This window comes from Paramuribaculum intestinale (assembly GCF_030759015.1).
In the GTDB taxonomy this organism is placed as follows: domain Bacteria; phylum Bacteroidota; class Bacteroidia; order Bacteroidales; family Muribaculaceae; genus Paramuribaculum; species Paramuribaculum intestinale.
The window spans coordinates 646,277-671,495 of record NZ_CP098825.1 but is presented as its reverse complement, the minus strand read 5'-3'; the positions used below and the strand labels follow the sequence as shown (position 1 = coordinate 671,495).

Here is a 25,219-nt window from a genome sequence, read left to right as displayed (position 1 = left end):
TCCCCTCGCCAGAAGGAGAGAGGAGAATGACTAATGCCCATCTCAAAGTTTTGCACTTCGATTTGGAATCTTCACAAAAAATGCACTTCCGTCCACAGCTGACACTCCAAAGCGGAAAAGAAAGCGCATGATGTCGGATGCCGAGGTCATCACGATTCTGATCTGTTTCCACTTCAATTCGTACCGAAACTTCAAGCACTATTATCTGGGATGTGTGCGCATTCACTGGAAGCATCTGTTTCCGCAGACATTCTCCTACAACCGCTTCGTGGAAGTCATGCCCCGATGTTTTGTGGCTATGACCATGTTCCTGCGGCTCGCGTGTTTCGGAGAGTGCACGGGGATAAGTTTTGTGGACAGCACCTGCATTCCGGTCATTCACAACAAGCGCCAATTCAACATGAAGGTATTCAAGGATATTGCGGCCAAAGGGAAGAGTACGATGGGATGGTATGTAGGCTTCAAACTGCATCTGCTATGTAACGAAAAAGGAGAGCTGATCAACTTTGTACTGACACGCGCCAATGTGGACGACCGCAATGAGGCAGTCATCGACACACTGACTGACAGGGTGTTTGGAAAACTATACGCTGACAAGGGATATATATCGCAGTCTCTTTTCGGGCATCTTTGGGATGACGGCATACATATTGTGACAGGTCTTCGCTCGAACATGAAACAGCGTCTCATGCCGTTCTATGACAGGATGATGCTTCGTAAAAGGAGCATCATCGAATCCATAAACGACATGCTGAAGAATGTGGCGCAGCTCGTCCACTCCCGCCACCGCAGCGTACACAACTTCCTCATGAACCTGCTTGCGGCAATGGGGGCGTATTGTTTCTTCGCCACAAAGCCGGAAGTGAACTTCGACTTTGAGGTACCCGAGTCAAGCGGGCAGCTTGTCCTCTGGGATTAACAACACCAAACGGTACAAATAAATCAGGCGACCTTGAAAGGCCGCCCAATACTCTATGTCTTTTGATTGGTTGAAAATCATTAAGTTCTTATCCCGAACTCGCGTTAGGAAAGTTCTTGTGGATATGAATCCCTTTGCCAAACATCAAAAGTCCGGCCATGGTTATTCCCTCAATACCTTTCTGACGGTTTATGTCATAGCCACCCATTTGAATCAGGAAGTCTCGGTCGTTGAGTTCTTCGTAAGTATGTCCCGGATTCAGGATATTGAATGACCGGCGATACTTTTCAAGAGTCTCTGCATCAATATCCTCCATGCCGTAATGCTCTATTATCTGAGAGTCAGTATTGTCTGAACTGTCACGAAGCAAGAGAGCAAGTTCCTCTTTGGTCACTTGTCGGTCTCCCTCGTGGCCTCTCTTATAGGTGCCTTGTTCCAACTTCTGATTGATGTATATTGGCTTTTGACGATAGTCGGCCTCAGGAACATTTATGTAGATTACATCCATTCCATCAACATTCACAATCCGGACATCGCTGTCGACAAGCACGCTACGGTTTACCTTCTGCGGATTATACAACTGGTTGAAGAAATCGGTAACGACCTTATTTGAATCCATCACTCCGGTAATCTCAAATCTTTCGGCAAGAGGCTTCTCCTTGTTTTCGTAAACGCCTAACAAGATTACACCGCCACGGGTATTGGCGAAAGCTGAATAAGTCTCCCATACAGAATCCGGCACAGACTTCTTACACTTCTTCATTTCAACCGAGGAATGCTCTCCATGATTGACAAGCTCCTTGATATATTCAGCGGTAATTTTCATAATTGATATTATATTTCAATGGAGTTACCCTTTGATTTTCACATACATCACCTCGGGTGTTGAGATTCTGGTGGAATTGATAAGTTCTTTGATGTCTATTTCAAGAAGATCAGCGATATCCCTAAGTGTCTCCAGTGAGGGCTGGGTATTGTTGGTACACCATTTTGAAACGGTAGCCGGGTCTTTTTTCAACTGGTCGGCAAGCCATTTATTAGTCTTCTTATGCTCTGCAAGAACTATTTTAAGTCTGTTCAAATCTTCTTCCATAGTCATTCTTGTTGAATATAACGCAAATTTACTAATTATTTCGCAAAGTATACAATCTTTGGACACAATTCATCCAAAGAACTCTCATTTTCTCCGGTTGATTCGATTTGCTCTTCCGGCAGGGAGGCGTTTTTCTGTGCGAAATTACTGCGCCCGGGAGCAACGTCAAGTGACGCTGCGCTTTCCGTCTGCGTCCGCGACCGTGAACCTCCACAACCTTCAGCTCGAAACCGAGCATTCGGTTTCAAATTTTTTCGTGCCTCCAAAATTTGGGTATCCCGGTCTTGCCGCTGACTCCACACTTGTCTTATGTTCCCTCTTGGACGCAGTTGTAGGCTTGCACAAAAAACGGCCAGCCCTGCCGAAGAAGCTCAAAGAGCTTCACAAAAAGGGAAAAGAACTTGAACTTAACTCAATAAGGGACTATGCGAGTAAAACGACTGACCATTGAAGATGGCAAGCGAATAGGTATCAGCCGCTTCCCGAACTTCCACAAGACAGTCACTATGTTTGCATCAGATTAGCTGACGGGGCGCTCAACGGGGGCTGTCTGCCCCCTTGCCGCTAAGGCTTTCCCCCGAGAGGAGTGAGGAGAAAAGATAGACGTAAGGGCAATTGCATGTAAATTTGTAAAAGCAAAATACATTAACAGCAAAACCGATACGTCTATGGTACAAAGTAACAAAAAAGATTTCAGCGGACAAAATATCTCTATTGGTATTGACGTCCATCTGAGAACATGGAGTGTCACGGTGCTCACCCCCTCTGGTTTTATGCGCACTCATACTCAAAAGGCTTCGGCCAAAGAGCTCTTTGAACATTTGAACAAGCATTATCCTAACGGTAGCTACCATGCAGCCTACGAGACGGGGTTTTCGGGCTTCTCGACCTATTATGCCCTGACTGAGCTTGGTATAAAATGCACCGTGGTACATGCTGCTGACGTTCCGACCACCCAGAAGGAAAAGGTCTCGAAGTCAGACCCGGTGGATTCAAAAAAGCTGGCCAAAGCCCTTATGCGCGGCGAGCTCGGCAGTGTGTACATTCACTCGAAGGACAGCCTCGACGACCGTGCGCTGGTACGCCACCGCGCCACTATTGTGAAGCTTTCCGGCGGCATAAAATCCAGAATCAAGCATCTGCTGTACAACAACGGCGTGGAGTACCCCGAAGAATATTTCCGAAGCAACCGCCACTGGACAAGAAGTTTCATAACGTGGTTGCAGAATGACGTGCGGTTGCTCTCCGACACCCGGGTCTCGCTTGACCTGCTCATTGCCGAGGTACTCCATTACAGGGAACGCCTCCTTGATGTGAACCGCAGATTGCGCTCGCTGGCGCGCAGCGACAGGTATGCCGAGAAATACGGCATCCTGATGTCGGTTCCCGGCATTGGTTCGACAATTGCCATGAGCCTGCTTACCGAGATTGATGACATCGGTCGCTTCAGTAACCAGCGCCAGTTCGCATCGTTCCTCGGACTCGTGCCGATGATGTCATCAAGCGGCGACAAGGAATACGTCGGTGAGAAGACTTTCCGGGGAAACAAATTCCTCGGTCCAAAAATAGTCGAGGCCTCATGGATAGCCATACGGCACGACGCGGAACTCTCCGCAAAGTTCGGCGCATTGTGCACCCGCGGAATGAAGTCGCAGGAAGCCATAATCCGGATAGCCCGCAAGCTCTCCAACATAATATTTTCCGTACTGAAATCAAACCGCAGATATGAATGCCGTTAGATAATGCGACACACAAAAGTCTTATAGGCAAATACAGTAAGACGGCTACTCTCGCCTCCTTGATGAGCCTTGGCTGCATCTAAAAGAAAGGTTGTGGCGTCTTTCCTATTATGCTGAATAAGTAAACTGTCAGCCCGATGGGGCGTGACTGATAGAAGTTTGCCTGATAGGACTTTTTTTACTACAAGGCATTTCGGGCTCTAACCGATTGCCGGTTATTTGATTGGGGCAGAGGCCTCGATCATGACTCTTTTGTGCCTACACAATCGGCACAGAAACATAAGCAATTGATTTTTAACGTTAATCTTTTCTAAATCTCAACGAGAATTTTGGAATACAACATAGAAGGAGGGATATTTTATGAGTAATAAACATGAATACAGAAGCGTTTTCGCTCCATATATCAGTGCTTTCATGAAAATAAAGAGTGCAGTTGTATCCAAAACAGCAGACTATGGACACACGCTCAAACAATGGGATGACGCGATGATACTGAACAAACGTTCTGAACTTTACGTGACAAAAGAAATGGTGTGTGAGTGGGAGAAAAGCCTTTATCCTACATCTGACGTAACATCATATCACAAGCATTCGCAGTTGATTCAGTTTCTGAAGTATCTGTGCCGTCTGGGTATTGAATGTTATGTCCCCCGCCTACCCAAGAGACCGACAAGCACATATACTCCATATGTGTACACACATGATGAAATAATCCGGATATTCGCGGCAATCGATGAAGCCGAGCTTTCAAGACCTACACCAAAATCATGTCTAATGTGCATGCCGTGCCTTTTCAGGCTTTTGTATGCTACCGGAATGAGGATATCCGAGGCGTTGAGCATCAGGAATGAGGATGTGGATTTCTCCAACAACTTCATAATTCTGAGAAAGACAAAAAACAATAAGGAGCGAATCATTCCGATGAACGAAAGACTGAAAGAGGTTTTGATGCAATACATAAAGTACCGCGACCTTGTGCCAGTTGAAGGCATTTCCAATCCTGACAGGTATCTATTTGTATCAGGACTCGGAAAGCCTTTTTCTACAAATACTCCTTACACGTTCTTTAAAAGAATATTGGAAAAATGTGGAATCCATCATCGTGGTAAAAACGAAGGTCCACGAGTCCATGACCTACGTCATACTTTTGCCGTCCATACCCTTCACAGAATGTCATCAGAAGATGTAGATCTTTACGCAGGACTGCCAATACTGTCAGTAATGCTCGGACATGCCAGTGTAAAAGAAACCGAATGGTACCTAAGGCTTACAAGGGAATTCTATCCCGAAATAATTGAGAAGATGTCGGCCACGACAGGTGGAGTCTTCCCGGAACTCGACAAAAACAATATGTACCATGGAAAAGGAAACTGATTTTGCGAGGCATCTCTCATCCTTCTTCAACTCATACCTGCCAATGGAGCGAGGCGTGAGCCGTCATACCTTAAGGAGTTATGCCCACACATTCACTTTGTTCATAGACTTTATGAAAGAGGTGAAAAACATAAGAGCAGAGAAACTTGAACTTAAGTCCATCGATCGCAATGTGGTTGTCGACTTCCTCGACTGGCTTCAGACAAAACGTCAGTGCTCTGATAATACACGGAATCTGCGTCTTGCCGCACTGCGCTCGTTCTTCAGATATCTTCAATATGAGGATGTCAGAAATATAGGTAAATGGCAGCAGATCATGAATGTAAAGGCCAAGAGAAAAGAATCTGTCACATTCACCTCTCTGAGTATAGAAGGCATGAAGACTCTTCTGGCACAGATTCCATCAGAGACTCGGGAAGGGCTCAGGCATCTTGCAATGCTCGCTTTGCTATATGACAGCGGCGCAAGGGTGCAGGAACTTATAGACCTTACGCCGGCAGACCTGAATCTTGACACTCCGGCACAGGTAAAACTGTTCGGCAAAGGAAGGAAAGCCAGAATAGTCCCAATACAAGACAATCAGGTCAGAATACTGAGGAAATATATTGCCGAATATCGGCTTGACTTGCCGGGACGAGAAAAACACCCGCTGTTTACAAATAACAGAGGTGGCAAACTCTCCAACTCCGGTATCGCACACATAATATCCATGTATGCGGCCGATGTGAGGGCAAAACATCCCGGTTTAATCCCGGACCATATATCGCCTCACTCGTTCCGACACTCAAAGGCAATGCATTTGCTTTATGCGGGACTCAAGCTGGTGTATATACGTGACATTCTCGGACATGTGTCAATCAAGACAACCGAATTATATGCCCGTGTTGACTCTCAACAAAAAAGAGAAGCTCTTGAAAAAGCATATCAGGATATAACTCCCGATAGACCTGATAAAGGAGAATGGGAACGCAACTCCGAACTGAAAGAATGGCTAAAAACCTTCTCAAAGAAGCACTGACAAAAATATATTATCCCAAGCTGTTTTGGCAAGTATGAAGGCTAATGCCTTGAACTACAACCATGCCATTAAATAGCTTGGGATAATATTATACTTTGGATAATAGTGGGTTGCCATGCCGTACACCTCTGCGTCGGTAAAACCGCAACAACCGCTTTTCTTTACCTCGTTGAGAATGAACGTAACACATTCCTCTACTGATTTTTTGGGATTTGCAAACCTGACGGCGAATAGTGCGTCATTCTCGGCTCTTTCTTCAAGATAAGCCTTGATTGTTTCGTTGAAGGCTCGTGTGCCTTTGTTTTCTTTCGTTGCCATAGTCGTATTTGTTTTATAGGGTTAATATCCAATAGATTATTCCTACTGCGGTGAGGATGGATATTAGCCAGCCCACACCTCGGAATATCGGTTTGAATATCGCCCATAGGATTACACCGACAATCGCCATTACCACTATCCCTGCAACCTTAGCCGCCTTTTTTAATGCGGTTTGAGCTGGAGAAGGAGTGAAGCTCGTATTTTTAATATGTCTGTCGTTCAGTGTCATAAGACGATATTTTTTTTAATGCGTATAATCGCTGTTTGAAGTTTGTTCGCTCGTTGACCCTGCGGCACGACGGGAGAAAAGGGGTGTTCGGCACTCGCTCAAAAAAATACGAGGTGAGCGACCGCAGGGAAGCGAGGTCTGGAGATTTTTTTGCGCGAATGCCAGAGAATACCCCGTCCCGGCGTGTTTATCAATTCCGAGCGAATAAACTTTGAACGGTGATTATACTCTGCATAAAAAATAGAGGCGGCAAAGCCCCGCAGGGTGACACTGGACGACAGACATAAGAAAAATGGAAACCGTTGAGATAAAAGCAATGGCCCCGGAAAGAGCAAGTATGCGTATGTTGCCGTACATGGAGCATGGCGTAATTATCGGCGTCATACGCTTTCTTGCTACCGTGGGCTTGAACAAACGGATAGTGGCGTGACGGCTCAGATTCATTATAAGGAGAAGGCGTATGGCACACTGATTTGCCGATTGGAGTCTTGTGAGGGAAGCGACGTCACCGGCGAATCCTCACAAGGCGTTGAGGCAAACCGGTGTGTAGCCTTCTCCCATAGTCGGGGTGCGGTCGGATGGTGTCAGTGACCCACCGGATCACCGTCACCATCTGACGGCACGACCGACGCAGACACCGTGAGCCGTCACGCCTCTATCCGTTTCCGCAGTGCAATCCTAAAAATCTCGTACCAAATAGCCTATAATCCAAATTAAAGTGTTATATTTGCAAAATAATTCCAAATACGGCGTTTGAAATGATATTGGAAATAACTCTCACCAACTTTTTCTCGATAAACGAGAAGATAACTCTGGATTTGCAGGCTGCCAACATCCAGACAAAGGAGGCCCGCGCCCTTGCCGACAATACATTTGCGGTCGGTAACGAAAGATTGCTGAAAACGGTTGCCATATATGGTGCAAACGCCTCCGGCAAGAGCAACATAATCAAGGCCATTAAAGCAGCGGTTGATATGATACTCGACTCCCATAACTATAATGAGGGTGACAGTTTCGGTTTCAAGCCGTTCAAGTTCGGAGAAAATAACGCTCCCAGTGAGTTTTATATACGCTTCATCATTGACGGCATAGAACATGAGTATTCATTCAGTTGCACCCGTGATGAAATAATAACCGAAAGCCTGTATTATTACCCGAAGGGCAGACGTGCGCTGATTTTTTCGCGTGACGAGCGTATATCCGGCGGCAAGAAAGAAAAATATGAGTTTACCAATGTTATCCGTCGCCCGATGGATGTGGCGTCCAACACCTCGCGCAAGACTCTGTTTATATCACGCGCAAGCCAGATGGACAGGGAAAAGGCGAAGGAGATATATAGGTGGTTCAATGAGCAACTGGTGTTCAGTTATCGTGGCAAGACTTCGGTTGCCATCGACCGTTTTCTTGGTGACAACAAAGACGCAGTTCTCCGGGTGCTTAAAGCCGCCGACAGTGATATCGTTGAGTTTACCTATAAAGACGGTGAACTGACTACATTCCACCGCCGTAATCCGGCGTTGCCCTTTGACTTCAACACCGAAGAATCGGAGGGTACGAAAATCCTGTTCAAAATCATGCTGACGGTCATGGATGTGGTACGCAACAACAAGGTGATGTTCCTTGACGAAGTTGAAACAAGTCTGCACACCCGCTTGGTGGAGTATCTTATCAGCCTGTTCCATTCAAGCAAATCCGCACAGCTGGTATTCACAACCCACAACACACACCTGCTTGACATGACGCGCTTCCGCAAGGATCAGATTTTCTTTGTCAACAAGCGCGACGACGGTTCATCTGATTTGTATTCATTGTTTGACTACAAGGATTTCCGAGAGAAAATGGATTTGGAGAAAGCATACCTTCAGGGGCGTTTCGATGCCGTGCCGTATATCAACGAATTTGAGAACATCTGACTATGGCACGAAAAGCAAAGCAACCGAGGGGCAAGAAGATGAACCCGACATTCTTCGTGTTTTGCGAGGGTAAGACGGAGGCGGCATACGTTGACCTGCTGCGTCGCAGTTTTCGTGTTCCGGTGGAAATCATAGCAAGAGTAAGCGACTCCAACATCTCACAGCCTTATATTGACAGATGTAAGCGTGACAGGTTTACAACATCGGAGGATAAGACATTTCTGATGTTTGACCTTGATGTGCCGGGTATGCTGGAGCGTTTGCGAAAGATAAAAGAAGCCGTGTTACTGCTCTCCAATCCCAGTATCGAGTATTGGTTTCTGTTACATTATAAGGACACCAACAAGGAGCTGTCATCTGCCGAGTGTCTTTCAATGCTGAAAGGCATAGACACAGATTATCAGAAAGGGGTATTCTCCACTGCAATGAAAAAGGTCTTGATAGACGCGATTGAAGAAGCCGCCAAACGGGCAAAATCCAAAGAGGCATACACTAATCCGTCATCAACAATTCACCTGCTGACCGATGAGATAACTAAAAGCAAGAAATAGAATTAAATATGCCACAAAACAATCAAATGCTTCATTTCCCTGTCGGTCATATAATGGACAGGGTTTTATCTTTATTTCATATAGTAGTGAGCGATAATACCCACATACAAGCTATTGATAATGGATTAAAGAAAGGCATTAAATATGTGTTGAATGATGCTCCAGTAGGGCAACCGGCTTCATTAACAGGAGAAAATGTTATAGAAGTAAACGATAATTACTGTGAATTTTTATATCTCATCTGTTACACCTTTTTAGTAATTAACGATTACTGCTTGGTTCTTACAGATAATGTTGAAGGAGAAGCCTCAATTTCAAAAGAAGAAGCTGAATCTTATTGCAGAGAGGCTGGTGAAATGTTGTCTGAAGCATTAAAGATGCTTGTACCCAATGAGAATGATGAAAAGTGTATGGCAGCATCTCGTGGTAAACTTTTTCGGTTTCCCAACACATCAAGACCCAATAAATATACGGACTTTTCAGATTCTATGACTATTGCTAGGCTAACGTATGTGTTACATCATGAATTTGGACACTTCATATTTGAACACGAGGAGGATACTCCTTTCAATGAACTTGATGCTGATAAACATGCCATCCTTCATCTTAAAAAATGGGGAGAAGCAACAAAAAACGAGAATACGATTTTTGCTGGTATAATTTTGGCTCTTATTGCGTCCGCATTCATCAATCCAACGCTGACAGCGACAAGTTATCCAGATATTGATGACAGGATTGAATATGCACTACAATTTGCTGATGACACATTGAAAGATAATCCCAACTCGCTACTCTACCGAATAATCGGATTTAGTGCTAATATATGGGCTAATCATTTCAAGATTGATATACCCAAAATCACAGCGAATGAAAGCCATAAAGAATATGTATGTCGTATTAAATCCGCATTGATTAATCACAAAAGAAAAACTAAAATAATATGATAGCACCTTGTTTTTCAAGAGGACAATTAGAGCAGTTGGCAAAACTGTTGGGTGAAGAAGTAACCGGATCTCAATTATCCTTGATGTTGGAACAAGTTTCTCTTATAGATCAAATAGAGCTTTCAACGAAATGGCGGCGCATATATAAGGCTTTTGTTATTTATCAGAATAACAAAAATTGTTCTAATCAAATAATGAATTTCATAAAACTTGTATTAGAGCCTGCATCATATGTTGCAAATTCCAGCCATTATCATGATGTTCTTAATAATGTTAGTGCCATATTGTCCTTTGTGGGATTTGAAATAAGGGAAGATGGAAGGATTTATGAATGTTTGCGATCAAAGACCGTCACAGATGCAGAACAACGAGCTAAGACTTTGAAAAAACAGTTAGAGCATCGTGGCTCACATAAGGAAATATTCAAATATTGCCTACCTGAACTACTTACAAACAACTACTTTCATTCTGTATTTGAAGCCAATAAAGGATTATTTCAGAGAATTAGAGATTTGTCTGGTTTGACTACTGATGCGGTGGCATTGATAGAACAAGTTTTCAGCACAACCCCAATCCTAATAATCAACAATTATACATCAAAGTCTGAAAAAGATGAACACAAAGGATTTTGTAACTTACTTAAAGGTTTGTGTGGAATGTTTCGAAACACGGAAGCACATGAACCCAAATATAGCTGGAATATAACAGAACAAGATGCTTTGGAGATACTTGGACTGGTATCATATTGCCATAGAAGATTAGATAATGCACAACAGATCCGTATGGTGTGACGACTCTAATTCTTGCTTTGCAAGTGCTAACGCGATTATACTGGAAGCCGTTATGCCTCTATCCGTTTCCGCAGTGTAAAGCCGGCTCTAAACTCAGTTTTTTTTAAAAATCGAGATTCAAATAACAAGGAGTATTATCTTGAATCCTAAACAAATCTCCGTCATAATTTGCATTTCCACAAGCAGCGCGCGCAGTTATTTTTATATCTTCAATTCTAAAATCTTGTGAAGATATGGCCTCACATTTTGAGAAATTATATACAGTAAGATTTACTCCATCTTGATGCAAAGAGCTGTTAAATCTAATGCCTTCATATCCTATACTTTTTAAGTATTCAGATATTATTTGCGAAGGGATATAATCATCTGGATTATTTGTAGGCTTTGAAAATGCTCCTTGTATCATGTTCATAATACAAAGTTCAAATTCTGCATCTTTATGATAATTCATATTTAAGTCAATTGTTATATCGGCTACTTTTAGCTTTTGATTGACTTTAATCTGAGCTATATTTACTGAATCAGAAATTAATGGTCTTACTTCAAATAATGCTGTAACTGGACTTTCTGCCATATATAAACAACGGACATATTTAGGATTTGCTCGACCTTCTTTGATATAAATCTCTTTTGGGGGCACAAAAGAAGCCTCTTTGCTTAATCCTCTAAATGGATTCGATTTGCTATGATATTTGATGTTAAGACGTTCCCCATCTGGAAGTCCGTAACATTGATATACCATATGATCCTTAAGAGCTTTGTCATCAATTATTCTTGCGCGATAAAAAAATTCGCCTTCTTCAATTGTAATTGTATTTTTTGTTATGTAATTTGAAAGTATTTCTAATACCTTATGTTTAAGATAATAACGAGCTTCGAATAACGCAATTTCTTTGAATTCATTCCAAAGTTTGCGAGCTTCGTAATATGCGTCACTTTCGTCAGAATATCGCTTAATTTCCATCTGATTGTTTCACCTAATTATGTTATATTATCTGTGGAATTACACCAAATTGACCGTTCATATATGCCCGATGAATTGAAGACAGCTTGTTAAGCCCTTTGAAATCAACAAGAGAAAACAGTGTGGTATTGCCGTCTTTACCCTTTTCGGTAAACCATACGGAATCCTTGCCAAACAAATCGTCAATATCTTCCAATATCGGATCATAGTGCGTCGATACAAGCAGTTGTGATTGATTGTCCGGGGTGTTTATAAATTTGGCAAGTATGTATTCCATAAGATTGGGGTGCATACTTGCCTCAATCTCATCAATGCACAGAAAAGCCTGTCGCTTCAACTGTGTATAGATAAGCGACTCCAGTTCAACCATACGCTTTGTGCCTGTACTCTGGCAGTTTTCTGGCAAAACATAACTCTCACTTCCAGTCTCTCCCTCCACGGTATGACCGAATAATGCAGCCATTTTCTGTATCTTGATGTCGGATATGTTGAAGTCGGCTTCTTGTGCGAACTGCATCAGGTATTCCCTGAAATCCTCGCTGTCTGCAATCATCTTCTTTGCTCCATGCGATAATGATGAAAGTGAACCACTCTGCAAAGGAAGCATCCGGCTGTCAATCCAACGGCGCATATTATCAAGATAAGGCACGGCGATATTGACTTTTTTCAATACGGCAAGAACCGACATATTTCGCAGACAGTTCATTGTCATAATATCCACCTCTGCCGGAGAGAGCTTGGCGACAGTTGAATTGAATGTCAGCTTTGATACGCCCTGTACGTCCTCTCGACAAAACACCTTTGTCGGGCGATTTGTGAGATAGACAAATAATGCCTCACGACATACCTTTTCTGGATTCACCGTAAGCTGATACCAATAACGTATGCCGTCCACATACAATTTGATCTCAATCTCTGTGTCATAAGACAAAGCCGACTTCCGCATAAGGAATGGCTGGACATTTGTTCCATCATCATTTGTGGCAGGGATATTATTCCAGAATTCACGAAGGAACTCAACGGCATCCAAAAGATTAGATTTTCCGCTGGCATTGGCTCCGAGAACAACTGCAAAACGGAGTAACTGCACCCCGTCAGGCATGGTTACAACACTGTTGTAACGGTCATCTCCCGAAGGCTCGAAACTTATTTCAACTTCGTCACGGAAGGACTTGAAATTTTTTATTTTCAGCTCGTGTATCATTATATGTGGCTTTGATATGGCAAAGTTAGCTATTATTTGTGGCGTTTTCAAAATAAAACCGGAATATTTTGGGTTTTAATCTCTGAATTAGCTTAAATATCGCCAAAATGGAAATCAAAACACAATCAGCATCCATTATAATGAGGCGAGAGGGAGCAAAATTAAGTCTATAAATACACCGTCAAATATACGAGGCAGCAAGAATTGGCGAAAAACGTGGTAATAAATAAGGGTTATTTAACGCTCTTAATCGCCGAAAATCAGCGAATTATTATTATCTTTGCAAAGTAAACAAAGAAGAACATTGAAATATCGGGGTGCGCAAAGAGGGAGTACCGCGATTTTCAGAGAGTTAAGATATTGATAATCATATAACATACGTTTGTATCACAGAGACCAGGCGGATCACTAAAGGGTCACAAATTCAACATGAGTTTGTGGCCCTTTTTCGTGTCCGCAAGCGACTGTCGCTCAACTGTTAGCAAATTTATAACTTTCATATTTACAATGATTCGGTAAAAATTACAGAAGTAGTTGAAACTTAAGTTAATATAACGAATTATCAAATACAAATGAATCGCCAAAGCGTTCATTATAAAAAACTTAGCGTATGAACGTATTGGCGATTCTCAAAGACTTCACCTTTCGGTGTAAGTCGGTATTTGAAAATACTACAACCAAGATGAGCAAAAGGTTCCTCAACTGGCTGATTTTAACAATACGCACTGTAGCGTTGATTCCGGGCAAAGTCAATTTTACCCGGCTGTCGCGCTATGGCGGTCGTACTGCCAAGACCTTTGCCTCCAATTTCAAGACACCCGTAGACTGGATGAAAGTCAACATAGGTATGGCGCAGGATTGTTTTGGACCGTCCGATGACATGGCAGTGGCAATCGATCCGTCGTTCATTTCAAAGTCAGGCAGCCTTACATATGGCATAGGCCGATTCTGGTCAGGGGTGGCACAACGTGTAAAACGCGGTCTGGAGATAATGGCGATCGGGGCAATAAGTCTGAGTAAACATACATGTGTGATGCTCGGTGCTGTCCAGTCCCCGGACTTCAGGACTCTTGAATCTGAGAAACAAATGTCAATGCTTGACTGGTATGTGGCACTTGTCAGGTCAAAGGCGGCAGAGCTGCTCTCACTGACGGATATTCTGGTTGCCGATGCCTTTTTCTCCAAATATGAGTTTGTAAATTGGATATTCTCAACAAATTGACCCCCTATGGATTATTTAAATTGACCCCCATTGATAACCTGTGATTTTTGGACAGTTTTTACAGGGGTTGACAATAGGGTCTGGGGGATTCTGATGGCGTGTTGATAATTAAGATTTATTTACAAAAATAATCATTTGATTTTATTCTGCAACTTGCGGATGGACTCTCCGAAGAGCTCTATCCTTATCGAGTGGTGCACGATCCTGTCGAGGATCGCATCGGCGATCGTCTTCTCTCCGATCACGTCATGCCAGTCGCATACGGGAACCTGGGAGGTGATGATGGTGGCCCGTCGTCCGTGCCGGTCCTCGATTATGTCCATCAGTGAGGATCGCGCGGCGGCATCGAAGGGATGTATGCCGAAGTCATCAAGGATGAGAAGGTCGGTACGCTCGATCCTTTTCAGTTCGGTAAGAATCGTGCCTTTTGCCTTTGCGGCCTTCAGCTGGCCCATCAGGCGTGCTGTGCTGGCGTATAGCACGCGCATCCCTTTCTGGCATGCCCGGTAGCCCAGAGCGGTTGCTATGTAGCTTTTGCCGGTGCCGGCACTGCCGGTGATGAAGATGTCGCGTGGCTCGGTGACGAAGGTCATCTCGGAGAGCCGCATCAGCAGGTTCCGGTCAAGGCCGCGCTCAAGGGAGTAGTCTATCTCCTCGATTGAGGCGCGGTAACGGAACGAGGCCTGTTTCTGCAGGCGCTGTATAAGCCGGTTGGTGCGGTCGTCCCATTCATTTTCCACGAGCCACGCCACGAACTGGTCTGTTGTCATGCCTTCGCTTTTGAACGATTCCATTGATGTGCGGAAGGCCGCGTGCATGCCCAGCAGCCGCATCTGCGACATCCGGGCGAGTGTCTGTTGGTTCATTTCCATTGTTGTATGTATTGTTGGATTGATATGTTACCTGAAGTATTCCTTCCCGCGTATGTTTGCATGCCGGGGCATCTGGGCGCTCTCCTCGCACTCTTGACCGGGAAGGGTGTCGTCATCGAGGCAGTCATGACGGCTGCGCAGTATCGAGTCGACGGCGCTGTAGTTGTAGAGTCCGGAGGATGCGGCCCTGCGGCAGGCCCTGACCAGGCGGTCGTTGCCGACCCTGGATGCGAACGACAGTATGCCCTTGCAGGATTTGTAGGCCTGTTCGGGATGGGTCTTTGACTCTATGACATGCCGCAGGAAGTCCTCTACGTCGGCATGTATGCGTGCCCCCTGCCTCAGGAAGCCCTCGACGCTCCATCCGCTCAGGTCCCGGTGGGCCGAGGCAAGGTGATTCGGCTCCGTGGTATACCCGTACGGGCGCCATCCTCTGGGATGTACGGCCACGCGGTCTCCGCCGCAGTATATCTCAACCGTACGTGAGTCATACAGTATGTTGACCTTGCGGCCGATAAGACGGTGGGGCACGCTGTAGTAGTGGCGGTCAAGGCGTACGTGCCCGTTGCGCTGTACCGTGGCGGTATGCCGTTCCTTCAGCTCGAACCTTATGGGATTTAACGGGCGCAGGTACATGCGCTCCAGATCCTCGAACTGCTCGCGGCGGCTGTAAGGGCGTCCGCTCATGCGGGCGTTGTTGTGAAGCTCCAGCGCCGTACGGATAGCGGCGTTCAGCGACACAAGATCATGATGAGTGCGCTGTCGCACCAACGGGTAGATGCTGCGGTAGATGAGCTTGACGGCGCCCTCCACCAGGGCCTTGTCGCGCGGCTTGCGCACGCGTGCCGGTATGACTGCGCAACCGTGATGCTCGGCGAAGGCCGCGTAATCCTCATTGAGCTCCGCCTCGTAACGGCTTGCCTTCTTTACGGCAGCCTTGAGATTGTCTGGCACGATGGCCGCCGGTGCCCCGCCATAAAAATGAAGCGCATTCTCACAGCACCGTATGAAGTCCTCCTTGCGCTGGCTCATCACGGCCTCAACATATGTAAGCTGTGAGCAAGGCAGTATGGCCACGAACACCTCCACGGCGATGATCCCGCCGCTGTCACGGTCGACCAGCTCCAGACGGTCGCCTGCGTAATCGACATACATCTTGTCGCCGGCCTTGTGTTCCAGATGCGCTATAGGGTGCATCTGCGCCACATACAGACGCATCAGACGGCTGAACGTCGACCGGGAATAGCCTCCCGGGTGACTCCCGATATAGTCGTCATACAGCTTCTGCCGCGTCATACCTCTCTTTTTCAGACGTCTGACATAATCAGGCATAAGTCCCATAAGCTCCTGATGGCGGCTTGACACGGGTTCCGAACCGACCGCTCTCACTCCGAAAATCTCATTCAGATCCGGATCCTCCAGTTTCAGAAGATCCTCGATGCCACGGTTCAGCTCCATAAACCGCCGGAGGTATTTACGCACCGTGTTGCGCGCTATGCCCGTCAGGTTGCTGATACTCTTGGCTCCGTTGCCGTTGGCGTGGCATCGGAGCACCTGTCTTAATTTGTTCATGCTCAGTTTTCGATTTGCCATCAGTCGTATGTTTAATATTATTTAACATACAATATAGCTCAAAAACTCCTTTTGCCAACTCCCGTAAAGTCTTTTTCCGGGGGGTAATTTGCTTGACCGGACGGGGGTCAATTTAAATGATTTTCCGGGGGTCAATTTATCTGGTCAACCGGGGGGCAAATTCACTGAGTTTTTCCAATAATGAACGATAATTATTCAAAACTTAACACACCTAATATAATAAACCTGTAATGTCAGTATCAAAATTTAAACGTGTCCTATGGACATTAAATGAGTTTGTCAAAGCCTCTTCCAGTGGCATCTCAATGAACGAACTAAGCGACAAATGGGCAAATTCGTCGATGAACGATGAAAAAGAGCCGTGTATTCCGGAACGAACATTCCATCGCTTGCGCCGCAACGTTGAAAGCATCTTTGGCGTAGAAATTGAATGTGTCAAAGGAATAGAACCTCGTTATCGTGTGTCATCCAATGACCTCGGCCCCGGGGACAGCAAACTGTATGATCTGATTCTCAACAAGGCGACAAAGGATGAAAAGTCCAAATCTGTCCGTGAAATTTTAGGGTTGATATTGCTGGGTGAAGATATTCCGTCCGGCGATATGGAGGCCGTAAAGGACATAATGCATAAACTCAGAAGTATTCCGTTTGATTATGGCAAACAGTTGATTACTTCAGTTGAGGCCGGCGATATACAAGGCGCTGATTGCGCTGAATGGGATGAGTATTATCGTGGGTACGTCTGCCTGTGGAATAAGGCTGATTATAACAGGACTGACCTATGGGTTTCTATTGGCATATATGATGACCGGGTGCTCTTCTATATCGTTACCGGCTCACAGGACTCTGCGTATCATGCAAAAGTGTCTGAATTGTTGGACGTTGATAATGGAGAAATGTATCGTGGCGACTACTGGTGGTACGAACCAACTGACAAATCGTTGTTCCAACTCGACTTCCAGACGTTCCCTGACATGAAGGAAGTAAAGCGCCACGCCGAGCTACTTATTGCCAAAATTGCGGAACTGCCAGATGATATTCAGAAACCAGAGGCTTAAAAATAATTGGAAGTTTTTGCTTCGCTGACCACTTATGGCAGTATCTCGTTGTAACTTTGTGGTAAAACATAGCGAGCACCTGCGATAACCTATTGCGGATCAAAATAAAAATTATAAATTTGCGATAATATCCTCCTAAACGCAAAAATACGAAACAGACAGTTTAGAACCACAAAAGATATTGCACATCTTGCAATGACCACCATCCGATTCGGTAAAATCTGGTAAATTCTACGAGGAATCATAAGATGGGAGTCAACGGCAAGCCGTGTATCCTCACCCGAGGACGCAGGCTGCTTTTGCTTCAATCTTGATTCCAGGTTTACCAGAGCCTTACCGAAAGAGAGAAACAAAAGAGTGTTGTGTCCTCTTTTTATGATGCAACCGGGAATGCAGAAGCCCGAAACGAGTAAGCCCCTAAACAACATTTATCATGGCACTTTGGAGAGTAACAATTAAGAAAAGTGGAAATGTCAACGGCTTGAAGCTTGAGGCCGGTATGTCGGTGGAAATTTCTACAACATCGACATCGGATCCTATCAAGTATGGCGATGGAATGGAGGCAATCGCTGACGCGTTCAGCTTTAAGTATGGATTCGACCGCCGCAACTTTCGCAGCATCAACATGCAATATCAACTTGAGGTTCAAAAACTTTAACAGTTCGGAATATGAATATAAATTCTCAATTAGCAGAGCTTTATAATTCAAAATTCGAGAATCTAAAGAATCTATTCTCTGAATTGCAGAAGCGTGAAATCTATGATTATTCATGGCCTCTCCTCCTTCTATGTTGTATTCCAAAATTCTCGTTGAGATTTAGAAAAGATTAACGTTAAAAATCAATTGCTTATGTTTCTGTGCCGATTGTGTAGGCACAAAAGAGTCATGATCGAGGCCTCTGCCCCAATCAAATAACCGGCAATCGGTTAGAGCCCGAAATGCCTTGTAGTAAAAAAAGTCCTATCAGGCAAACTTCTATCAGTCACGCCCCATCGGGCTGACAGTTTACTTATTCAGCATAATAGGAAAGACGCCACAACCTTTCTTTTAGATGCAGCCAAGGCTCATCAAGGAGGCGAGAGTAGCCGTCTTACTGTATTTGCCTATAAGACTTTTGTGTGTCGCATTATCTAACGGCATTCATATCTGCGGTTTGATTTCAGTACGGAAAATATTATGTTGGAGAGCTTGCGGGCTATCCGGATTATGGCTTCCTGCGACTTCATTCCGCGGGTGCACAATGCGCCGAACTTTGCGGAGAGTTCCGCGTCGTGCCGTATGGCTATCCATGAGGCCTCGACTTCTATGTTGTATTCCAAAATTCTCGTTGAGATTTAGAAAAGATTAACGTTAAAAATCAATTGCTTATGTTTCTGTGCCGATTGTGTAGGCACAAAAGAGTCATGATCGAGGCCTCTGCCCCAATCAAATAACCGGCAATCGGTTAGAGCCCGAAATGCCTTGTAGTAAAAAAAGTCCTATCAGGCAAACTTCTATCAGTCACGCCCCATCGGGCTGACAGTTTACTTATTCAGCATAATAGGAAAGACGCCACAACCTTTCTTTTAGATGCAGCCAAGGCTCATCAAGGAGGCGAGAGTAGCCGTCTTACTGTATTTGCCTATAAGACTTTTGTGTGTCGCATTATCTAACGGCATTCATATCTGCGGTTTGATTTCAGTACGGAAAATATTATGTTGGAGAGCTTGCGGGCTATCCGGATTATGGCTTCCTGCGACTTCATTCCGCGGGTGCACAATGCGCCGAACTTTGCGGAGAGTTCCGCGTCGTGCCGTATGGCTATCCATGAGGCCTCGACTATTTTTGGACCGAGGAATTTGTTTCCCCGGAAAGTCTTCTCACCGACGTATTCCTTGTCGCCGCTTGATGACATCATCGGCACGAGTCCGAGGAACGATGCGAACTGGCGCTGGTTACTGAAGCGACCGATGTCATCAATCTCGGTAAGCAGGCTCATGGCAATTGTCGAACCAATGCCGGGAACCGACATCAGGATGCCGTATTTCTCGGCATACCTGTCGCTGCGCGCCAGCGAGCGCAATCTGCGGTTCACATCAAGGAGGCGTTCCCTGTAATGGAGTACCTCGGCAATGAGCAGGTCAAGCGAGACCCGGGTGTCGGAGAGCAACCGCACGTCATTCTGCAACCACGTTATGAAACTTCTTGTCCAGTGGCGGTTGCTTCGGAAATATTCTTCGGGGTACTCCACGCCGTTGTTGTACAGCAGATGCTTGATTCTGGATTTTATGCCGCCGGAAAGCTTCACAATAGTGGCGCGGTGGCGTACCAGCGCACGGTCGTCGAGGCTGTCCTTCGAGTGAATGTACACACTGCCGAGCTCGCCGCGCATAAGGGCTTTGGCCAGCTTTTTTGAATCCACCGGGTCTGACTTCGAGACCTTTTCCTTCTGGGTGGTCGGAACGTCAGCAGCATGTACCACGGTGCATTTTATACCAAGCTCAGTCAGGGCATAATAGGTCGAGAAGCCCGAAAACCCCGTCTCGTAGGCTGCATGGTAGCTACCGTTAGGATAATGCTTGTTCAAATGTTCAAAGAGCTCTTTGGCCGAAGCCTTTTGAGTATGAGTGCGCATAAAACCAGAGGGGGTGAGCACCGTGACACTCCATGTTCTCAGATGGACGTCAATACCAATAGAGATATTTTGTCCGCTGAAATCTTTTTTGTTACTTTGTACCATAGACGTATCGGTTTTGCTGTTAATGTATTTTGCTTTTACAAATTTACATGCAATTGCCCTTACGTCTATCTTTTCTCCTCACTCCTCTCGGGGGAAAGCCTTAGCGGCAAGGGGGCAGACAGCCCCCGTTGAGCGCCCCGTCAGCTAATCTGATGCAAACATAGTGACTTTATGTAAGGGAAGAAGAATACCGCAAAGCCCCATACAAACTAATGGTCGTAGGACAAGAGACATATGGCTGGGACAACCCGATTCGCACACTGAATGATATCGAAATGTCTATGGCTGGCTACAAGAACTTCAATTTAGGTCAAAACCGCTCTAAATCTAATTTTTGGCCATGGGTTCATGAATTCAACATGTTACTTGGCAATCCTGACAACTATTGTTTTGTCTGGAACAATATCTTGAAATTCGGTAAAGATTGTGATAAGGGGCGTCCTGTTCAAGACGTAACCGATCAAGAAAACAGATACTTCAATGTTTTGGCCAATGAAGTAAGCATTCTCAAACCGGATGTGTGTATTTTCCTTACAGGCCCTAACTACGACAAGGACATAAAAGCAAAATTTGACGACGCAGAAATTATCCCATTAGGTGATTATCCCATCAGAGAGGTCGCCCAAATAAAGAGTAGCCATCTTCCTATACACTCATACAGGACATACCATCCCGGTTATGGCAATCGATATACCGAATGGTATCACAAAGTATTTGAGTCAATAATTGAAAGAGTTATTTCGGATAAATGAACACCGTAGTAACAGCCATCGGCAAACAAGATTGTAGCTGTGGCAACACAAGATTGAAACTACACGGAACGAAAAATTCGGCAATATAGTTCTTTGCATTATATAACTATAAAGATTACATGAACGATTTTATAAGACCTTTTTCCGATGCGGAATTCAAAAAGGCGTGCCTCTCAGCGGGCTATCCCGAGATTGCCTGGCAGTATTGCCATGAGAAGTGGCAAGAATGCTTTGACGACATATTAAGGGACAATTTGTCAGCAGAAGATCTGCCCGAACTGAAAGAGCACGCCGGGTGGACATCAGACAATATTCGCGAGCAAGCCTGGACTGATGTCAAAGAGTATTCACATGTTGATACCTATGTTCAGCAACGTGAATTAGGCCATGGCCATGAGTGGTCAAGATTGTTCTGCAAGATATTAGCCCATAGCGGCGTCGATGCCGTAAATATATATTGGGCCACATTTGTTGAGTTGCAGAACAGCAGAATCGACTCCGGAGAGGAGGTTGGGATTAAACACGACTGGTTTGATTGTCTTAAACAGGACACTCTGTCTTGTAGAGAATACGTTCTCGCGGTCAAGAATATTGCAAAAGGTGAAGGCGAGATTGTGGAGCGTTATATCGGTAATTGGTTAGGCTCTATGCGTGAAGGATATGAAGGAAATACAGATGACCTTCTACTCGAGGCGAAGCGTTTCAGAACATTGCACGAAAAACTATTAAGTGAGGGGTACTATGATGAGGATGCTTTCGGATATGCGTTAGATCTTTTCGACGAACATTATCCGGTATTCAATGAGATATACCGCGAGGCGATGCGACATGGCTCAAAACGATATGACGCATGGGCGCTTGCTGATTTTTGCGAGAACGCGGTTGTAAATGGGTGGTTGCTTCTTGAGAAAGAAAACTTCAAGAATAAATTCACCGAGTCGTGGCAACGAGAAATCTATGCCGGATTAGTTATCAAAGACTGGATACAAGATGAGGGCTCAATCAGCACGCTCCATGAGAATGAAATCAGAAAATCTTTGGATCTGAGCCCAATCGATAAACCTCTAGCTTGGGAAGATGAAGAATTCCTTCGTCTGAAGAAAGAATACATCAAAAGTGGTCTTAATGAATTCGCTGCCGAGCAGCGGTACAAAGATGCATATGGAAATTACAGCGACATTGAACTTGACAGTATCCGCAATAATCGCTCTCATGATATCAAGAGAGATATGCTTGAAATGATGTTCCCAAACGATGACATTGATTCAGAAGACTTCGAAGACGGTCTGGATTTTGAGGATATGAATGATTGACAATCTCATGTTGTATCGCAAAATGAGACACTATGGTTGTAATTTTGCGATACAATCACATCAGCCTGGTGGCGGAATTGGTCAGACGCGCTTTATATTAGATGGAAAGTGCCCTGTGATGGGGTGTTGCCGGTTCGAACCCGGCCCGGGCTGCTAAAAAGAAAAACTGATGAATCGCCCAGTAATATTTCTTGACTTCGACGGTGTGCTCAACACCGAGCAATATCAGGCGCGGCTTGCCGTCGAAGGTAAGCCGAACAAGGATGCGTGGGGGCCGCTTTTCGATCCTCGCGCTGTTGAGAATCTACGTTTGATTATTGATAATACCGATGCTGCTATTGTCATTTCCTCATCGTGGCGATATCTTCATCGTCTCGGCAGTCTGCGCATGATGTGGGAGGTGCGGGAGCTTCCCGGCGAGATTATCGGCACTATCCCCTGCGGCGCCACATACATCTCGCGTGGCGAGGATATCGAATGTTGGCTTGACAAGTACGGACGCCCAGATTACGTGATAATCGATGACCTCGACGACTTCTTCCCGGCTCAGCATGACTCTTTCATCGAGACAAATCCTATTGTCGGCATCACGGAAGCCGACGCACGAAAGGCAATCGAAATACTCACCTCTAATGCATAATCCAATGAACAACGAAATCTCAATCTGGAACGGTTATCCCGTTCATGGCGACATCAAGGAACTCGACCGCATCATTGAGTCGGAGAGCTTAATTACACTTGACAAGGATGATGTTGTCAATGTGCTTTCCACCGAGGGAGAAAGCTATGTGACATCAGGAGTTAACGCCGATCTTGGCGAAGCTTTTAACGAAGCCGTCAACGCCCTGCCTTGTAAGGTTGATAAGGTAGATGAATTACTAATTGATTTCCGCTTCGGTAACAGACAGCCCGAAATGTCAGGGTTGTCATCAATCACCGACACGCTGTCAGAAGTCAATCCTGACATCAATATTATGTGGGGTATTTCCTCAGATGAATCTCTGGGTGATTCCTATAAGGTGGTGTTGGTCGCATCGGTGAAGGTTTAGACCCGGTTCAAAAACATATCTTCATTTTTGTTATCGCCTGACAGCTTTAGGCAGGCGACAGGGATAACTTTGTCCCTAAACTTAGAAACGTAGAATATGAAACAGAATACAGACGAGAGAAGACGTAAAATTGATGAAATGAGGGAGCGTTTTGCGCCTTTGCGAGACTACATGGCGCAGCACCGTAAGGAAACCTTAGAACTGATGCGCCGCCGGCACGCCTATTATACCAAACTCATAACTGATGCGGAAATCAAAATAGCCGAGGAATTCTATGAAAGATACAGCGAACAGTTCCTGATGTACGGCATAGAATTGAAACTCTCCGATAATAAGAAATGGTGTTCAATCCATCTCGAGCTTGAAGACTATGGCTATGAGGATTACGGGGTGGAAGACGGTAAGGATGATACATTAGCTGAGGTAAGCCCCGAAGTTTCCTTTAAAGATATGTTTAATAATGTAGAAGTCAACATATTTACAGGAGAAGAACTTTAATAGCCACAACTGACACCTTTTGGCAGTACATAACATTAACTTTGCGACATAATATACAAGGAATACTTTCTCAACTCAGAGTTTGAAGATGTGTGGCGCAATAACCCAAAGAGCGTAATGAAATTATATACTTCAATATCGGACTTACAGAATCAGTCAAAAACATGGATGCAATGCCCGTGCAAGGAATTGGTCAATATCAATCCTTTGGATGTTGTAAATTTTTATATAGCGGCATCATATCTGATAAACAATCGCCTGTCAGAATTATCAAAATCCATGGATATAAGCGGATTTGAAGAATCTGAAATTGTGTCATTCTCACCACGCTCTTTGCACAGACTTGCCTTGGGCACTTGCAACAAGACTACAGGAAGAATACAAATCGCATTCAAATCCATACTGGCCTATGAATCTCTTGAGACGACACTTGTCCATGAACTATGCCATCTTGTACATGCTAATCATACTTCGAGATTCTGGTCTTTTTTAGAGTATAATCTTAAAAAACTGGAGCTTATAAGTCACGAATATAATGGATGGAATGCTCGATTCAATAAATATGATGAAACGAGGGATGTTGATTTCGCATATGATGAGGGGCAGTCGACCTTTAAAGGTAGCTGTGATAGAAAGATTGCTATCTTGAAATATAAATTGTTTCGCAAAGGCCCTCATGATGGGCTATTATTATTTAGTGATGAAATTTATAAATGCATTCCTGATTTTTTAAAGTCATCAGACCGTTATCGTCTTTATTGTAATAGACTAATCATCAAAAAAGGAGTCTGACAATTGTAGCTGAAGAGCCACTTGTAAATTACAACACAATCGAGAGGTATGGATTTAATCGATTTATGTCGTCTGAAGGATGATTGGTAACACCCATGTTGCTATTATAATTCAATATCTTCACCGTAGAAAACGTTAATTAGAAGATATTCTTACAACATACTGACAACTTTTGACAGTCTCTTACATTAACTTTGCAACATGATTTACAAGGAATACTTTATCAACTCGGAGTTTGAAGATGTATGGTGCACGCTTCAAACCTGTTATAACGAGCCGGAAAGCGTCAGGAA

General features: G+C 44.7%; 26 protein-coding genes, 1 tRNA gene and 1 pseudogene. 18 read left to right on the top strand and 10 right to left on the bottom strand.

The genetic code is table 11. The annotated features are described in order from the left end of the window. Positions 1-64: 64 nt before the first annotated feature. Positions 65-919: pseudogene (locus NF347_RS02945) on the top strand (IS982 family transposase); the annotation flags it as partial. Between the two features lie 88 nt (positions 920-1,007). Here NF347_RS02945 and NF347_RS02940 read toward each other — a convergent pair. Continuing rightward, positions 1,008-1,745, bottom strand: a complete 738-nt coding sequence (locus NF347_RS02940) for an AlbA family DNA-binding domain-containing protein (protein WP_107037109.1) — start codon at positions 1,743-1,745, stop codon at positions 1,008-1,010. A 24-nt stretch (positions 1,746-1,769) separates the two neighbouring features. Further along, positions 1,770-2,018: a helix-turn-helix transcriptional regulator gene (locus NF347_RS02935; RefSeq protein ID WP_107037108.1), complete on the bottom strand. Its 249-nt coding sequence runs from the start codon at positions 2,016-2,018 to the stop codon at positions 1,770-1,772. 662 nt (positions 2,019-2,680) lie between these two features. Between NF347_RS02935 and NF347_RS02930 the strand changes: the two genes are divergently transcribed. From NF347_RS02930 to NF347_RS02920, 3 genes are all read left to right on the top strand, one after another. After that, positions 2,681-3,751: an IS110 family RNA-guided transposase gene (locus NF347_RS02930; RefSeq protein WP_055301324.1), complete on the top strand. Its 1,071-nt coding sequence runs from the start codon at positions 2,681-2,683 to the stop codon at positions 3,749-3,751. 414 nt (positions 3,752-4,165) lie between these two features. Further along, positions 4,166-5,125 (top strand): tyrosine-type recombinase/integrase, encoded by a 960-nt coding sequence (locus tag NF347_RS02925; RefSeq protein ID WP_161553881.1) that lies wholly within the window; start codon positions 4,166-4,168, stop codon positions 5,123-5,125. Next, complete coding sequence (locus tag NF347_RS02920) at positions 5,109-6,143, top strand: site-specific integrase (protein ID WP_107036970.1); 1,035 nt, start codon at positions 5,109-5,111, stop codon at positions 6,141-6,143. Before NF347_RS02925 ends, NF347_RS02920 begins: the two co-directional genes overlap by 17 nt. A gap of 54 nt (positions 6,144-6,197) precedes the next feature. Here NF347_RS02920 and NF347_RS02915 read toward each other — a convergent pair whose 3' ends face one another. Both NF347_RS02915 and NF347_RS02910 read right to left on the bottom strand, forming a co-directional pair. Next, the gene (locus NF347_RS02915) at positions 6,198-6,461 is read right to left on the bottom strand and encodes a PcfK-like family protein (RefSeq protein WP_107036971.1); all 264 of its coding nucleotides are present in this window, start codon (positions 6,459-6,461) and stop codon (positions 6,198-6,200) included. A 13-nt stretch (positions 6,462-6,474) separates the two neighbouring features. After that, the gene (locus tag NF347_RS02910) at positions 6,475-6,690 is read right to left on the bottom strand and encodes a hypothetical protein (protein WP_107036972.1); all 216 of its coding nucleotides are present in this window, start codon (positions 6,688-6,690) and stop codon (positions 6,475-6,477) included. Between the two features lie 758 nt (positions 6,691-7,448). Between NF347_RS02910 and NF347_RS02905 the strand changes: the two genes are divergently transcribed. The 4 genes from NF347_RS02905 to NF347_RS02890 are packed head-to-tail and all read left to right on the top strand — an operon-like array spanning position 7,449 to position 10,889. Then, entirely contained in the window at positions 7,449-8,603 is a 1,155-nt protein-coding gene (locus NF347_RS02905) for an AAA family ATPase (RefSeq protein ID WP_107036973.1), read from the top strand. Between the two features lie 2 nt (positions 8,604-8,605). Further along, positions 8,606-9,154 carry an RloB family protein gene (locus tag NF347_RS02900; protein ID WP_107036974.1) on the top strand — a complete coding sequence of 183 codons (549 nt, stop codon included), beginning with the start codon at positions 8,606-8,608 and terminating at the stop codon, positions 9,152-9,154. Between the two features lie 8 nt (positions 9,155-9,162). Further along, positions 9,163-10,098: a hypothetical protein gene (locus NF347_RS02895; RefSeq protein ID WP_107036975.1), complete on the top strand. Its 936-nt coding sequence runs from the start codon at positions 9,163-9,165 to the stop codon at positions 10,096-10,098. Continuing rightward, positions 10,095-10,889 (top strand): TIGR02391 family protein, encoded by a 795-nt coding sequence (locus NF347_RS02890; RefSeq protein ID WP_107036976.1) that lies wholly within the window; start codon positions 10,095-10,097, stop codon positions 10,887-10,889. Before NF347_RS02895 ends, NF347_RS02890 begins: the two co-directional genes overlap by 4 nt. A gap of 103 nt (positions 10,890-10,992) precedes the next feature. Here NF347_RS02890 and NF347_RS02885 read toward each other — a convergent pair whose 3' ends face one another. Together NF347_RS02885 and NF347_RS02880 are read right to left on the bottom strand one after the other, a co-directional pair. Further along, positions 10,993-11,853 (bottom strand): RES family NAD+ phosphorylase, encoded by an 861-nt coding sequence (locus tag NF347_RS02885; protein ID WP_107036977.1) that lies wholly within the window; start codon positions 11,851-11,853, stop codon positions 10,993-10,995. Between the two features lie 22 nt (positions 11,854-11,875). After that, positions 11,876-13,057, bottom strand: coding sequence for an AAA family ATPase (locus NF347_RS02880; protein ID WP_133165593.1), 1,182 nt, complete (start codon positions 13,055-13,057; stop codon positions 11,876-11,878). Between the two features lie 682 nt (positions 13,058-13,739). Between NF347_RS02880 and NF347_RS02875 the strand changes: the two genes are divergently transcribed. Then, the gene (locus tag NF347_RS02875; RefSeq protein ID WP_306254318.1) at positions 13,740-14,279 is read left to right on the top strand and encodes a hypothetical protein; all 540 of its coding nucleotides are present in this window, start codon (positions 13,740-13,742) and stop codon (positions 14,277-14,279) included. Positions 14,280-14,410: 131 nt separating this feature from the next. Here NF347_RS02875 and istB read toward each other — a convergent pair whose 3' ends face one another. Further along, a complete protein-coding gene (istB, locus tag NF347_RS02870) occupies positions 14,411-15,151 on the bottom strand; it encodes an IS21-like element helper ATPase IstB (protein ID WP_289685785.1) in 741 nt (246 codons plus the stop codon). Positions 15,152-15,178: 27 nt separating this feature from the next. Continuing rightward, complete coding sequence (gene istA / locus NF347_RS02865; RefSeq protein WP_237613085.1) at positions 15,179-16,723, bottom strand: IS21 family transposase; 1,545 nt, start codon at positions 16,721-16,723, stop codon at positions 15,179-15,181. A gap of 326 nt (positions 16,724-17,049) precedes the next feature. Between istA and NF347_RS02860 the strand changes: the two genes are divergently transcribed. Together NF347_RS02860 and NF347_RS02855 are read left to right on the top strand one after the other, a co-directional pair. Next, positions 17,050-17,802, top strand: coding sequence for a hypothetical protein (locus tag NF347_RS02860; RefSeq protein WP_107037078.1), 753 nt, complete (start codon positions 17,050-17,052; stop codon positions 17,800-17,802). 433 nt (positions 17,803-18,235) lie between these two features. Then, positions 18,236-18,460, top strand: coding sequence for a DUF6140 family protein (locus NF347_RS02855; protein WP_123543109.1), 225 nt, complete (start codon positions 18,236-18,238; stop codon positions 18,458-18,460). Positions 18,461-18,933: 473 nt separating this feature from the next. Here the strand turns inward: NF347_RS02855 and NF347_RS02850 are convergent, their stop codons facing one another. Further along, positions 18,934-19,122, bottom strand: a complete 189-nt coding sequence (locus tag NF347_RS02850; RefSeq protein ID WP_289389762.1) for a hypothetical protein — start codon at positions 19,120-19,122, stop codon at positions 18,934-18,936. 329 nt (positions 19,123-19,451) lie between these two features. Continuing rightward, positions 19,452-20,522 (bottom strand): IS110 family RNA-guided transposase, encoded by a 1,071-nt coding sequence (locus NF347_RS02845; RefSeq protein WP_055301324.1) that lies wholly within the window; start codon positions 20,520-20,522, stop codon positions 19,452-19,454. A gap of 212 nt (positions 20,523-20,734) precedes the next feature. On the opposite strand from NF347_RS02845, the gene NF347_RS02840 reads away from it, so the two are divergent. The 7 genes from NF347_RS02840 (at position 20,735) to NF347_RS02810 (ending at position 24,926) form a co-directional block, all read left to right on the top strand. Continuing rightward, positions 20,735-21,274: a hypothetical protein gene (locus NF347_RS02840; RefSeq protein ID WP_107037087.1), complete on the top strand. Its 540-nt coding sequence runs from the start codon at positions 20,735-20,737 to the stop codon at positions 21,272-21,274. A gap of 119 nt (positions 21,275-21,393) precedes the next feature. Continuing rightward, positions 21,394-22,587 carry a hypothetical protein gene (locus NF347_RS02835; RefSeq protein WP_107037086.1) on the top strand — a complete coding sequence of 398 codons (1,194 nt, stop codon included), beginning with the start codon at positions 21,394-21,396 and terminating at the stop codon, positions 22,585-22,587. Between the two features lie 62 nt (positions 22,588-22,649). Continuing rightward, a tRNA-OTHER gene (locus NF347_RS02830) sits at positions 22,650-22,740 on the top strand. 16 nt (positions 22,741-22,756) lie between these two features. Further along, positions 22,757-23,227: an HAD domain-containing protein gene (locus tag NF347_RS02825; protein ID WP_107681831.1), complete on the top strand. Its 471-nt coding sequence runs from the start codon at positions 22,757-22,759 to the stop codon at positions 23,225-23,227. A gap of 4 nt (positions 23,228-23,231) precedes the next feature. Next, on the top strand, positions 23,232-23,636 hold the full coding sequence (locus NF347_RS02820; protein WP_107681830.1) for an FtsZ/tubulin family protein: 405 nt from the start codon (positions 23,232-23,234) through the stop codon (positions 23,634-23,636). A gap of 96 nt (positions 23,637-23,732) precedes the next feature. Next, the gene (locus NF347_RS02815; protein WP_107037004.1) at positions 23,733-24,134 is read left to right on the top strand and encodes a hypothetical protein; all 402 of its coding nucleotides are present in this window, start codon (positions 23,733-23,735) and stop codon (positions 24,132-24,134) included. Between the two features lie 117 nt (positions 24,135-24,251). Further along, complete coding sequence (locus NF347_RS02810; RefSeq protein ID WP_107037003.1) at positions 24,252-24,926, top strand: M48 metallopeptidase family protein; 675 nt, start codon at positions 24,252-24,254, stop codon at positions 24,924-24,926. Positions 24,927-25,219 lie beyond the last annotated feature (293 nt).